Raw genomic sequence first — 13,541 nt, 5'->3', positions numbered from 1 at the left:
CCGTTATTGCGCTTTAGCAGTTTGAACTTCAGATGGGCTAACTGGTGCGCCCGGGCGAATTTTTTGTAGCCCTTCTACAATCAGTTTATCGCCTTCCATTACGCCATCGGTTACAAGCCAATTAGATCCAATGGTGCGGTCTGTTTTCAAAACGCGGCTCTCTACAGTATTGTTTTTGCTAACAACCATTGCGGTAGGTTCACCTTTCGAATTTCGACTAACACCGCGCTGTGGAACTAAAATAGCATCGTTTTTAACACCTTCAACAATTGAGGCGCGAGCATACATCCCTGGAAGTAGTAACTTTTCAGGGTTAGGAAATTTAGCGCGTAATGTAACCGACCCTGTACTTGGGTCAACTGTCACCTCAGAAAACTGTAAAGTGCCTTTATGAGAATATAAAGAGCCATCTTCCATAGTGAGTTCAACATCGGTTTGACTGGTTGAATCCACACTTAGGTCGCCCGAAACAATCGCTTTTTTAAGCTTGGTTAATTCGCTACTCGACTGCGTTAAATCAATATAGATAGGATCAAGTTGTGTAACTGTTGCCAAAGAAGTGGCTTGGTTGGCACTTACTAACGCACCTACGGTGACATTCGATTTACTAATTTGCCCACTAATAGGCGAAGAGACATGACTGTATTCTAAATTAATTTTTGAGGTTTGCAGCTGCGCTTGAGCAGTAAGGAGTTCGGCTTTTGCTTGCTTATAGGCTGCATCAGCCTCGTCGTAATCTTGCTGGCTAACCGCTTTAATTTTTAATAATTCACTATAACGAGACGCTTTAGCTTTACTGCTTGCAATGCTTGCTTCAGCGCGGGCAACAGCAGCTTCACTTGCCGCTAAGTTGGCTTCAAAAGTAGCAGGGTTAATTTGGTAAAGCGCTTGACCTTTTTCTACTTGAGACCCCTCGGTAAATAAACGTGATTGCACAATACCGCTTACTTGCGGGCGTATTTCTGCAATTTGAAATGCACTAATACGTCCAGGCAACTCTTGCCTTAAAGTTAGCGATTGTTTTTTAAGCGTAATAACCCCTACCGGCACAGCTTTAGGAGCAGCTGCCTGCGACTGCTCTGTCACTTGGTCACAACCAGTTAACGCAACTGAACCTATGAGAATTGAAAATACAAATAAAGCGGTGCTAGAACGCTGCATGTTAAATACCTTTAATTTAGAGTGAACGATCATTCTAAATTAAATGTTAGTGAGAATACATCTTAATAAGCTGATCTTTACACAAAATTACACTCAACTATGCGACCTCATACTAAATCACCAAGTAATGTTAATAAGGCTTTTATAATAAATATTTGCACCTACAAGCTAACTATAGTGCTCAGCGCACTGTATTTTTTTAAAAATAGAAAAGTACTTACGCAAAAACCTTCTTTGTTTAAATTAAAGCCTAAAAGTAGATAGTGAAAAGATTTAAATATTATATTTCAGTTAATTAGAGGTATGAGCCATTTAGCCAGATACCCATTAGGCAATAGCCAAATACAATTGTTGTAACAAACAATTTGATAAACTTTCATTAACAAAAAAGCCAAGGCGAACTTGGCTTTTTTATTCATGACGTGGTTAAGCGTTTATAAAGTGATTAGGATGGCAAGCTTTAAGCTAATCTAGATACAAGCAATTGCTCTACACGAATACCTTCAACATCAACCACTTCAAATTTAAAGCCCGCATAACTTATATGCTCAGCACGTTTAGGTATTCGTTTCATGGTGTAAATTAAAAAGCCTGCCACCGTCTCAAAATGCATCTGCTCTGGGAACTCATCTATATCGAGCACTTTAGCTAAATCGCTAATTGGCGTCAGTCCATCAACTAACCACGAAGTTTTATCTCGCTCGATTATTAGTTCATCCCCTTGGTGAGTTATTAAATCTCCCATAAAGCCTTTCATTAAATCTTTTACAGTAACAATACCAACAAGCAGCGCGTATTCGTTTACTACAATAGCAAATGGTTTAGCAGCACTTTTAAATGCGTTTAATGCCTCTGACAAACTTAATGTTTCTGGTAAGTAAAATACATCGGTATCAACTAATTCGTCATTGATGTTAGCAGCTTCACCTTTGAGCACTTGGCGTAAAATATCTTTTGATTCAACAGAGCCATGTAATTTGTCTAAGTTACCCGTCACAACTAAAAAATGATTATGCGGGTGATCAATAATTTTGGTCGCAATGTCATTACTGCTTTCGTTTAAATCGAAGTACACAATTTGGTCACGCGGGGTCATTACGCTTGATAAAAAGCGTGCTTCTAAATCAAACACATTACCTATTAAGTCATACTCTTGCTTTTGCAAACTACCATACTCAGCGCCAGCTTCCATCATGGCAACAATGTCTTCTGTGGTTACATTATCTTCACGCTCTGCGGGGACTTTAAACAGTCGCAGTACAAAGTTAGTCACGCCATTAAAAAACATCACTAAAGGCGTTAATGCAAATGTAACCCAACGCATTATGTTAACGACCTTAACGGCGACAGCTTCTGGCATGATCATCGCTAGTCGCTTAGGCATTAAATCGGCGAATAAAATAAATAACGAGGTAATAGTAAAAAATGAGAATAGAAAGCTAATTTTCTCTACATACGCACCCTGATAAAATAAAACCAATACTTTTTCAACGTATGGCGATAACGCTTGTTCACCTACAATGCCGCCTAATATAGCGATAGCATTAAGTGCTATTTGTATCATGGCGAAGAACGCGCCCGGATTTTCTTGCAGTTTTAATACCGCAGCTGCATTTAAACTGCCTTCGTCTGCCATTACGCGAAGTTTTATTTTTCGTGACGCTGCAATTGCTATTTCCGACATAGCAAACAACGCACTGATCAAGATCAAAAGACTAATCCCGATTAAATCACCCATTTAACGCTCCAAAAAGTTAGCGCTTTTTATATAAAAAGCAGCTGATTATAGTCGCTTTTTTAATCGCAGCAATTGATATTTTCACTTTATGTTTAAGTTTTTATTATTCAGCTAGTTAAATGATTTTTAGCCACTAATTAAGAGAGGAGGTTTGTCTAAATGCAAACTGTAACTGTGTGATTAACGACTCATCCATATTTATGTTACACGCAAAATATAATGGAGATTGAGCCGTATTTAAATCAAGCACTGGCTCGAGTAAATTTAACTTTGGTGATGTTTTGAGACGGTAATTAAATTGTTTTTTACTTAGAATGACAAAATCAAGAATGTCACGGCGTGCACTAATTAACTTATCTATTTTATCTAAATTATCAATCAACAACAAATGCCGGCTTTCGTTAAAACCGCGTTCAAGTAAATAATGATGGCTAAAGTTATCTCTTAATACTGCTATTTTATAGCGCTTGGCATCATGTAAAGTCTTTAACTTTATGCCTCGAGATTTCAGTCCATAAATCGCTGACTCAAACTCTTCAAGTTCAGCTATCCACACAAAGTTATTTTCTCTTGGTGGCAAACGAACAATTGAGAAAATACAGGTGTTTTTATCTCGAAGGGCTGCGTTATAAGACACACTCCAATTGTTAGCCGACATAGTGTAACTAATACCAGCAGCATTAAGGGCGTTTTTTACCTTTTCTACAGAGCGACCTGCCAATTGGTTGTTTGCATCGAGATATTGAAAGTCAGGAAACACCTCCGTCACTATGTTAATTTCGTGTGCTTTTACTGTCGTACACAACACGCAAAGTAAAAAAACAAATCCCTTCATTGGGTAAAAGCCTCAACTAAATTAGTGCAATTATTCAATAAATATAGTTGAGGCTTTGTAGACTGCTAGTTTTGAGTATTTAATAAAATAAGATTAAGTCAATAGTATTAGTTTTGAAGCACTTATTTATTCATCGCATTAATTAAAAACGCTGAAATTTTTGCGCCTTCTTTTAATGTTGTTTCAGAACTTGCTTGGCCCACTAGAGAACTATCGGTAAATGGTGCTATTTCCATCATATCAGCGCCCGTAATAGGAAACTCATCGGCAATGGCTGATAAAATGTCTAGCGCGTGCTTAGGTGTTAAACCGTTATCTTCCGGTGTACCGGTTGCAGAAGCAAATTCGGCATCGAGTGCGTCAATATCAAAACTTACATACACTTCATCAACATTATCCGCTTTTAGTTGCGCGATAGTCTCTGCAGCAACAGCGGCTGCACCGCGTTCAATAATTTCATGCGCCCAATGTTGCTTAACCCCAAATGTGTTTTCCCAGTGTGATTTTGGTTTTCCACTTGAACGTATACCAAATTGAATTAAGTGATGGGGTGCAGGTAAAAACTCTAAGATATGTGTACACCAAGAGCCAAAACATAAATCTATACCCAAGCGCTCCACAAGCAAATCGGTGTGCGCATCAAAATGAATAATAGCCGTACGCTTCCCTTGCTCGCGTTTTGCTTTTAAATACGCTTTGGTTAATGGATAACTAATAGAGTGATCGCCACCAATACCAAAAATACCTTTATCTTTAAACGTGGCATAAAAGCTGTCGCACACATCTTCAGTAATTGATAACGGACTTACGTAGTAGTCGTTATTCTCGTTTCCGTATAGCGCTTTTTGGCAATTAGAGATGGTTGTGTCGTTTAGGTACTTGTCATGTAACAAATGTGGAATAACACGCACATCGCCTAAGTCGAACGAATGACATTCAGGGTGCTGATCAATTAATGCTGAGCGAACAAACAAAGGACCCCAATTGGCACCACGTAAAATACCGCCACCACAATCAGAACTAATTCCAAGCATGACCGCTTTATGGGGAGAGTGAGGCAACTCATTTAACGATTCGCGCCATAGCGTATCTACATTTTCGGTTTGACCATACAGTTTATTTCGAAGTGCCGCTTTTCGCTCTTTTGCAGTATTAACGGTAAAAACACCATCGCCAGGAGCACATAAGCAGTGCTCTACTTTACTATTAAATGCTTGAATTTCTTGACTCATAATAAATCCTTATGAATTGTTCAGTGCGTATTTTAGTGATTATTTATGCAAAACGATTAAACAGGCCTAAACTTTAAATAATTAAAAAATTAAAAATTTTCTTTGTCTGTATCATTAAAAACCCTTTCAAAACCAACTTAAAATAAAAACATAAGCAACTGATATTTAAAAGCTTTTAATTAATGCAGGCAATTATCATTTATGACTAACCACTTAGTTGAGTGATACTTATAATGCTTGCGCACACAAGTCAACCGCACAAGTAAACCAGCAATCCATGGGTGTGCTTGAATATTCATAGTTGATGAATAAAATACGCTAAAGCCCTATTTTACTGGTCTAAACAAGCACTCAATTATATTAATACGGACATACGTCCTGTACTTAAGAAAGGTTTCTAGCAATTATGCTAGATTGATAAAAATTATTTTAAAAAGGCTTAGATATGGAAAAGGTATTTCACTTAGGACTATGTATTGACGATCTACAAGGTGCAAAACTTGCGATTGTGCCCGGTGACCCAGATCGCGCTGCACGTATTTCTCAATTCCTAGACAACCCAACCTGCCTTGCTCAAACACGTGAGTTTCATGTTTATCTAGGTCAACTAAATGGCCACTCTGTGGTTATATGCTCAACCGGTATTGGCGGTCCATCTACATCGATTGCAGTAGAGGAACTTGCTCAATTGGGCGTGCGTCAATTTTTACGCATTGGTACTACGGGTGCTATTCAACCTCACATTAATGAAGGTGAAATCTTAATTAGCCAAGCGTCTGTGCGTTTAGACGGTGCAAGCCAACATTTTGCACCACTTAGCTACCCTGCTGTGTCTGATTTTTATGCAACACAAGCCATGGTTGAAGCATGTAAAAACTTAGAAATTGACTTTCATATTGGTATTACAGCGTCTAGCGATACATTTTACCCAGGCCAAGAGCGCTACGATACTCATTCGGGTTATGTGCCAAAAGCATTTCAAGGTAGTTGTGAAGAATGGCAAAAGCTGGGCGTAATGAACTACGAAATGGAGTCGGCCACATTATTCACTATGTGTGCAGCCCTTGGCTTGCAAGCTGCCTGTGTTGCCGGTGTTTTAGTTAACCGTACTCGTCAAGAAATTCCTAACGTTGACCACGGTGAAATAGAAAGAAAATCAGTGGCTGTTGTATTAGAAGCCGCCAAGGTGTTACTAGGTTAATTTTACTTAATAAGTAAAATTGATATGTAAAAGCACAGCTTATTAGCTGTGCTTTTTTGACACTATTTAAGCGCAGCGCTAATTATTTTTAGCTCTGGCAGATCAGTAAATCCCGATAGTACCGCCTTCGAAACACCCGCTTGATTTTCGTGCCCTTTAGTTTCTAAAAGTGTGATGCCTTTCACCGTCTCTTTATCAAAACTAAGGCCAGCTAAAAAGAACTGACTCAACGCGCTTTGCAAAGGCGATAAACTTGGGCTATAAGCTGCGTTTTCTGCATAACTGCCGTAAAAATCCCCATTATTGAATGTACTTACCTTGACCGCACTAAAATTTTGACTGTACGGTACATACGCATTTAACGCAAAGCCAGAAAAAGTCTCTTCGATCTGTTCGTCATCAAAAACCGCAAGCTGAGGCTTTGGGTTAAACAAACTAAATTCGTTACCCAAATCGGTTGGTCCAAACGAGTGAGGTAATAGCTCTGCCAATTTAAAATGTTGACTTGGAAGTAAAATATCAAACTCTTTCGCATCGGCTAATTCATTCATAAATTGGCGACAATAGCCACACGGAGCGTCGCTTATAGCAATTTTAAGAATTTTTTTAGCACCATTTAACCAAGCATTATTAATGGCAGACTGTTCTGCATGAACAACGAGACTCAGTGCTTGATGATCAAACTCTACATTAGCGCCAAAATAAAAATTAACTTGTTGCTGCTTATCTATAGCTTTTACAATTGCACCAACATGAAAATGTGATACTGGAGCTACTGAAAACTCAGACGCTAAAGGTACTAAACCTTGTAACAGTGAATCGACAGAAACATTAAACTCTTTGCAAAGCTGTTCAATGTTGTTTGTGTTTAATATGCCGCGCTGCGACTTTAATTGGCTACGTAAGGACTCTGTTTGCGCTACGTTTAACGTGATATGAGAATTTGTAAGGGCTGTATCTTCTTGTACAGTAAAAGTTGCTGAAGCCATAATGTATTTTAATTATTCAATGGCTAAGTAGTTTAAAAGTTTAAGACCCAAATTGCTAGGGCCTGTTGACCTTTCAGGCTTAAAACTTGTTCAAACTAGAGACGATTTAATCGTGGTGCGAGGTTTATAACCTAGTGGGCTAAGTAAACCGAGCAAAACTTCCTAGTCCTGCTCATGCTCCTTCCCTTCACCCATGTAGGCAACAAAGAGTTAATCGCACCTAGGGCGAACATTCGGGCAGCACGTGTTTGGTATTCATGCTGCGTTACCGCCTATTTATGAGGAATAACCATCCTATAAAGGCGCTGCCTTACCTAAGTACCAAACACACTGTTGCAAATTTAACCCCGAAAGATAAACAGGCCTATGTTATTAAACACAAAAAAGGGAACACGGCGTGTTCCCTTGCTAAATAACAAACGTTAACAATTAACCAGTATTACGCATACCTGCAGCAATACCTGTCATAGTGATCATTAATGCATTATCGATGTCACCTTCGTTATGCTCCTCGTTAGAGCGGGCACGGCGAAGCAATTCAACCTGCAATACATTGAGCGGATCGGTGTATGGGTTTCGTAAACTAATCGACTCTTTTATCCAAGGCTGAGCTGCAAGTAAGCTTTTTTGCGGGCTTAATGACTGCACAAGCTCAATGGCCTCTTCAAGCTCTTTTCGCAAGGTTACACCTAACGGCTTGTACATATCTTCCACCAGCGCATTATCATAGTGCTCACTTAACCAGCTATCTGCTTTACTAAATACCATTTCAAGCATTTCTAAACGAGCTCTAAAAAATGGCCAATTGAGGCTCATTTCGTTTAGTGTTTCTAAGCCATATTGGTCTAGTGCCTTTTTTAAGCCTGTTAACGCACCTAACCAAGCAGGCAACATTAACCTGTTTTGACTCCATGCAAAAATCCATGGAATAGCACGTAAACTTTCAACGCCCCCATTAGGGTTGCGTTTTGCAGGGCGAGAGCCAAGCGGAAGTTTAGAAAGCTCTAATTCTGGCGTTGCCATTCTAAAGTAAGGAACAAAGTTTTCGTCGTGGCGAACAACATTGCGGTAATGCTCACACGACTGCTCACTAATAAGCTTCATAACTTCGCGCCATTGTGGCTTAGGCTCTGGCGGTGGTAATAAGTTACTCTGCAGTACTGCCCCTGCATATATATTTAAGCTTTGTAGTGCTACATCTGGCAAACCAAATTTAAAGCGTATCATTTCGCCTTGCTCTGTTACCCGTAAACCCCCCTTAAGTGAGCCTGGCGGTTGCGAATGCAGTGCTTGTGCAGCCGGTGCACCACCTCGACCAACAGTTCCTCCTCGACCGTGGAATAGCACAAGCTCAATGCCACGCTCGTCTGCAAGCTGCACGAGTTTATCCATTGCTTCGTATTGGGCCCAACCTGCTGCCATCATACCGGCATCTTTAGCCGAGTCTGAATAACCAATCATTACATTTTGCGTATTTTGAATATGGCCGCGGTACCACACATTATCGAGTAGCGTCGTGATCACGTCGCTTCCATTATTCAAATCGTCTAATGTTTCAAATAATGGGGCAACTGGCAATTCAAAACTACAGCCGCTTTCTTTAAGAAGTAACTGTACAGCTAAAATATCGGATGCAGTGCGTGCCATTGAAATAATATACAAACCAAATGTTTTTTCATCTTGCTTTGCAATTACATCGAAGGTGTCGAGCACTTCTTGTACATCAGGGCTTGGTTGCCAATGCTTAGGAATAAGCGGACGACGCGAATTAAGCTCCGCTAGTAAAAATGCTTGCTTGTCTTGCTCTTGCCACTGGTTGTAGTCCCCTAACCCTAAATAACGCGTAAGTTCAGAAAAAACGTCGCTGTGGCGTGATGAATCTTGACGTACATCCAGTTTTGCCAAACGTAGGCCAAAACTGTTTAAACGATGCATTAAATCAAGTAGTAAGCCATCGGCAACGACTTTCATGTTACATTTTAATAATGAACGATAGCACACCTCAATTGGGTGCTTAAGCTGGTTAATATCAGTAACAAGATCTTGTGCGTCAGTGCGTTTGTGCTTAATTTTTGCACCTAGATGCGCCACTGTTTCAGACACTTCGCCTTTAAGCTTTTTAAGCACAGTGCGGTAGGGTTCAAAATCTTGGCCTGCCAACTCAATGAGTTCGTCGCTGGCGTCAGACATAGATAGCTCAGCGCATAACGTATCAATATCTCGGCTATATAAATCAAGTGCCATCCAGCGACCATGGTCAAGAACTTGCGAAGTAACCTGTGCAGTAACGAATGGGTTACCGTCTCGGTCTCCACCCATCCAAGAAGTGAATTCAATTGGGCTGTAGTCAATGGGCAACTCTAGACTTAATTGCTCTTTAGCATGCTCCGAAAATTCACGTAAAAAACGCGGAACAGCATGCCAAAGGCTATTTTCAATAACTGCATACCCCCATTTAGCCTCATCAACAGGCGTTGGGCGCGAACGACGAATATCGTCTGTATGCCACGCTTGGCTTATTAACTGAGCAATTCTATTTAAAATAGCTTCGCGCTCATGCTCCAAGTTATCTTTTCGCTCAAGCGATGCTAAACAATCGCTCAACTCAACGTGCTTGTTAATAATTGTACGGCGTGTAACCTCTGTGGGGTGGGCCGTTAGTACTAAATTAATGTGGAGTTTTGAGAGTGTGTCAGCAAGGTGGTTAGAGTCTAACTGACCTTCTTGTGCTTTAGCGGCTAACGTTTTTAATGTTTGAGTGAGAGGGTTTTGCTGGCCAAGACCAGCGTCATTAAAACGCGATACAGTATGAAACTGCTCTGCCACATTGGCTAAATTTAAAAAATGATTAAATGAACGGGCAACCGGTAAAAGCTCTTCATCACTAAGGGCATGTAATACTTCAATTAACGCCTTGCGATCGTCTTCATTACCACTGCGAGAGGATTTTGATAAAGCGCGAATTTCTTCTACTTTATCTAAAATTGCTTGGCCTTGGGCATCTTTTATAGTTTGACCTAATAATTGTCCAAGTAGACCTACATTACCTCGCAGGGCGGCATATTGTTCACTCATTTCTCAGTCTCCTTTGTTTCATGGAGGACTATTAATATCATTAAGAGCGCATATTTAATAGATCCATTTGCAATGTCATGTCGTAAAAAAGTATAGATAAAATAATCACAAAGCACTGGTATGATCATTTTTTACGACGGTAACTGCCCACTTTGCAGCACTGAAATGCAACAGTTAAAACAAGCAGATAAACACAGCTTAATTACCCTTGAGGATTTAAATGCTGCCGATTTTAGCGAGCGCTACAGGCATATAAACAAAAACCAAGCACTTACGTACCTACAAGCGCAACTAAAAAATGGCGAGATGATTTATGGGCTAGACGTAACATACCAAGCTTGGAAAACAGTTGAAAAACACCGCTGGTTGAAACTTTTTCGCTTGCCGGTTATTCGTATTTTTGCAGATTGGGGCTATATTTTTTTTGCAAAACACAGGCACTCTGTAAGCAGGTTGTTAATGCCTAACACCCAGTGCAACAACGGCCAGTGCGCCATAAAATCAAAAGGAAAAAAATGAAGACAATTATTCTTTTTGGCGCTAGTAGCGCGATTGCTAAAGCCTACGTAAAGCACCTTCAAAACCAAACAATTGAATTTAACATCATATGCGTCAGTTCAAGTAACCATGTTCCACAAGACAGTAACAACATTACTTTTTACAATACTGATTACTCTACTGACAGCTTATTTGGCCTTACTCAACATTTAAAAGATGAGCAAGCCGACATACACCAGGTAATAATGTTCAACGGTAAGTTACATAACTCCGAGCACATGCCAGAAAAAAAGCTTGAAGACATCAACGCTGATTATTTTAATTTGTTACTAAACGCAAATACGCTTACCCCATTGCTCTGCTTACAAAGCGTTTTGCCTTTAATCAATCATAAAACGCACTGCACTATAACTGCCTTAAGTGCACGAGTAGGTAGTATTAACGACAACAAAATGGGAGGCTGGTACACTTATCGGGCATCTAAATCAGCCCTTAACATGTTATTTAAAACTGCCGCAGTAGAGCTTGCTCGTCGTGCAAAGAACACCAAACTTGTGCTATTTCATCCTGGTACAACTGACACAGACCTGTCTAAGCCTTTTCAAAAAAATGTACCCGAAGGCAAATTGTTTACACCTGAATTTGTAGCTCACCAACTTTTTGACTTAACAAATAACAACCCTGATTTAGAACTAAATGGCGAGCCAGCTTATTTAGATTGGCAAGGCTCAACTATACCGTGGTAAGGATTTAAAATGCATTTTACTAAAGCGCGTATCGACGCACTTGAAAAACGTACTCGTACACATTTAATAAACTCGTTATCTGGGTTTAAAAGTGCAAACCTAATAGGCACACAAGACCTACTAGGCAACACTAATTTATCGATTGTTAGTTCGGTTATTCATTTGGGTGCTCACCCTCCCCTCGTAGGTATGATAATGCGCCCACACAGTGTACCGCGCCATACGTTTGAAAATATATTACAAACAGGTGTTTACACTATCAATCAGGTAAATAAGTCTATTTATAAACAAGCGCATCAAACCTCAGCACGCTACGACAAAGACGAATCCGAATTTGAAGAAACAGGGTTAACACCTGAGTACTTAAATGAGTTTTCGGCCCCTTTTGTCAAAGAGAGTCGCTTAAAATACTCAGTAAAATTTGTTGAAAGTAAACATCTTGAAATTAACGGAACTGAACTAGTGATTGGTGAAATTGTCGATGTGTATTTAGATGAAACCGCTCTGCAAAGCGATGGATTTCTAGATTTACAAGCCATTGATACTGTCGCGGTTACTGGCCTTGACAGCTACCACACAGCAAATAAATTAACGCGCCTTCCCTACGCAAAAAAATAACTTTTAGGGGTGTTTTTCACCCCTTTATCATGGCAAACACATAACCCAACTTAGCCCCAACGCACTCACAATCCCAATCGATGTTGCTGATCGCAGAACATTGAATTTTAAAAATGCATTGCGCACAATAGCGAAAATTCCAAGGAGAATCCCATGAGCACAATCGGTATTGGCACGCAAACCCCAGAGCAAGCATTAGCCAGCTTAAGTAATATGACCCAATCGTTAACACCTATTCAGACTGACGAACACATTGAACGTATAGCAAAAGCACAAGCTTATATGACAGCTAATAACATTGATGCAATTTACCTAAATGCAGGGACCAACCTCACCTACTTTACGGGTATGAAGTGGTATGCGAGTGAACGTATGGTTGGCGCAATTTTACCTGCGATTGGTGAAGTACAGTACATTGCACCTTATTTTGAAATTGGTACTCTAGATGGCTTTAAAGTGGTTGAAGGGCCAATACACGGCTGGCAAGAGCACGAAAACCCTTATGCGCTATTTGTTAGCGTATTAAAGCAACTAAACATTAGTGACGACGCCACCATCGGCATCGATGAAAGCGCACAGTTCTTTATATTCGATGGTATTAACAAAGCGCAAAAAGGATTAAATATAATCAATGCGCAAGGCGTTACTGCACATTGCCGCATGCACAAATCGGTTAACGAATTAGCACTTATGCAGGGCGCAATGGACATGACCTTAGCCGTTCACCAAGCCACTGCGAGTATGCTTTACGAAGGTATTACCACCACAGAAGTCGAAGCCTTTATAAAAAAAGCGCATCAAAAAGTAGGCGCTCCGGGCAACTATTTTTGCATTGTACTGTTTGGTGTAGCAACGTCGTTTCCACATGGTGTTAAAGATGCGCAAGTGCTTAAAAAAGGCGATATGGTATTAATAGATACCGGCTGTAAAGTACACGATTACCTTTCAGATATAACCCGCACCTATGTATTTGGTGAACCAACACCGCGCCAGCGCATGTTTTGGGATCACGAAAAAGCAGCGCAACTGGCCGCATTTAACACCGCAAACATTGGTACTACATGCGAAGATGTTGACGCAGGTGCTCGTAACTATTTAGCGGCTCAAGGGCTGGGCCCGCAGTACCAAACACCGGGTTGCCCGCATCGAACTGGCCATGGTATTGGTTTAGATATTCACGAATGGCCATACTTAGTTGGCGGTGATAAAACCCCACTTGCCCCAGGCATGTGCTTTAGTAACGAGCCAATGCTAGTGATACCCGATGAATTTGGGGTGCGTTTAGAGGATCATTTTTATATGACCGACAACGGCCCTCATTGGTTTACAGAGCCTAGCCACAGTATCGACGACCCATTTGGGCTTAACGCTTAATTCCTTCAAGAGCAGCTGTTTAGCTGCTCTTTTTATTTTATTCGTTGATAAAGTCCAGTTCATCCCAATATCCC

At 40.4% G+C, this 13,541-nt stretch carries 11 protein-coding genes; 5 read left to right on the top strand and 6 right to left on the bottom strand.

Annotated elements, in window-relative coordinates; all coding sequences use genetic code 11:
- Positions 1-3: 3 nt before the first annotated feature.
- The 4 genes from ATS72_RS18590 to ATS72_RS18575 all read right to left on the bottom strand — a co-directional run bounded on the left by ATS72_RS18590 (position 4) and on the right by ATS72_RS18575 (position 4,966).
- Positions 4-1,161, bottom strand: coding sequence for an efflux RND transporter periplasmic adaptor subunit (locus ATS72_RS18590; protein ID WP_010556749.1), 1,158 nt, complete (start codon positions 1,159-1,161; stop codon positions 4-6).
- 460 nt (positions 1,162-1,621) lie between these two features.
- Positions 1,622-2,899 carry a hemolysin family protein gene (locus ATS72_RS18585; RefSeq protein WP_058429790.1) on the bottom strand — a complete coding sequence of 426 codons (1,278 nt, stop codon included), beginning with the start codon at positions 2,897-2,899 and terminating at the stop codon, positions 1,622-1,624.
- A 133-nt stretch (positions 2,900-3,032) separates the two neighbouring features.
- Positions 3,033-3,734 carry a transporter substrate-binding domain-containing protein gene (locus ATS72_RS18580; RefSeq protein ID WP_058429791.1) on the bottom strand — a complete coding sequence of 234 codons (702 nt, stop codon included), beginning with the start codon at positions 3,732-3,734 and terminating at the stop codon, positions 3,033-3,035.
- A gap of 122 nt (positions 3,735-3,856) precedes the next feature.
- On the bottom strand, positions 3,857-4,966 hold the full coding sequence (locus tag ATS72_RS18575) for an arginase family protein (protein ID WP_058429792.1): 1,110 nt from the start codon (positions 4,964-4,966) through the stop codon (positions 3,857-3,859).
- Positions 4,967-5,411: 445 nt separating this feature from the next.
- Here ATS72_RS18575 and udp point away from each other — a divergent pair, with 445 nt between their 5' ends.
- The gene (gene udp, locus ATS72_RS18570) at positions 5,412-6,167 is read left to right on the top strand and encodes a uridine phosphorylase (protein WP_058429793.1); all 756 of its coding nucleotides are present in this window, start codon (positions 5,412-5,414) and stop codon (positions 6,165-6,167) included.
- A gap of 62 nt (positions 6,168-6,229) precedes the next feature.
- Here udp and cdd read toward each other — a convergent pair whose 3' ends face one another.
- The gene (gene cdd / locus ATS72_RS18565; protein WP_058429794.1) at positions 6,230-7,156 is read right to left on the bottom strand and encodes a cytidine deaminase; all 927 of its coding nucleotides are present in this window, start codon (positions 7,154-7,156) and stop codon (positions 6,230-6,232) included.
- A 429-nt stretch (positions 7,157-7,585) separates the two neighbouring features.
- The gene (ppc, locus tag ATS72_RS18560; protein WP_006791658.1) at positions 7,586-10,231 is read right to left on the bottom strand and encodes a phosphoenolpyruvate carboxylase; all 2,646 of its coding nucleotides are present in this window, start codon (positions 10,229-10,231) and stop codon (positions 7,586-7,588) included.
- 120 nt (positions 10,232-10,351) lie between these two features.
- Here ppc and ATS72_RS18555 point away from each other — a divergent pair, with 120 nt between their 5' ends.
- From ATS72_RS18555 to ATS72_RS18540, 4 genes are all read left to right on the top strand, one after another.
- A complete protein-coding gene (locus ATS72_RS18555) occupies positions 10,352-10,750 on the top strand; it encodes a thiol-disulfide oxidoreductase DCC family protein (RefSeq protein ID WP_058429795.1) in 399 nt (132 codons plus the stop codon).
- Complete coding sequence (locus tag ATS72_RS18550) at positions 10,747-11,475, top strand: SDR family NAD(P)-dependent oxidoreductase (RefSeq protein ID WP_058429796.1); 729 nt, start codon at positions 10,747-10,749, stop codon at positions 11,473-11,475. Before ATS72_RS18555 ends, ATS72_RS18550 begins: the two co-directional genes overlap by 4 nt.
- Positions 11,476-11,484: 9 nt before the next feature.
- Positions 11,485-12,093: a flavin reductase family protein gene (locus ATS72_RS18545; RefSeq protein WP_006791655.1), complete on the top strand. Its 609-nt coding sequence runs from the start codon at positions 11,485-11,487 to the stop codon at positions 12,091-12,093.
- 153 nt (positions 12,094-12,246) lie between these two features.
- Positions 12,247-13,467 (top strand): M24 family metallopeptidase, encoded by a 1,221-nt coding sequence (locus ATS72_RS18540; protein WP_006791654.1) that lies wholly within the window; start codon positions 12,247-12,249, stop codon positions 13,465-13,467.
- The last annotated feature ends 74 nt before the right edge of the window (positions 13,468-13,541 follow it).

The organism is Pseudoalteromonas sp. 13-15, from assembly GCF_001468205.2.
Taxonomy (GTDB): Bacteria; Pseudomonadota; Gammaproteobacteria; order Enterobacterales; family Alteromonadaceae; genus Pseudoalteromonas; species Pseudoalteromonas marina.
This window is presented reverse-complemented; position numbering and strand designations above follow the sequence as displayed.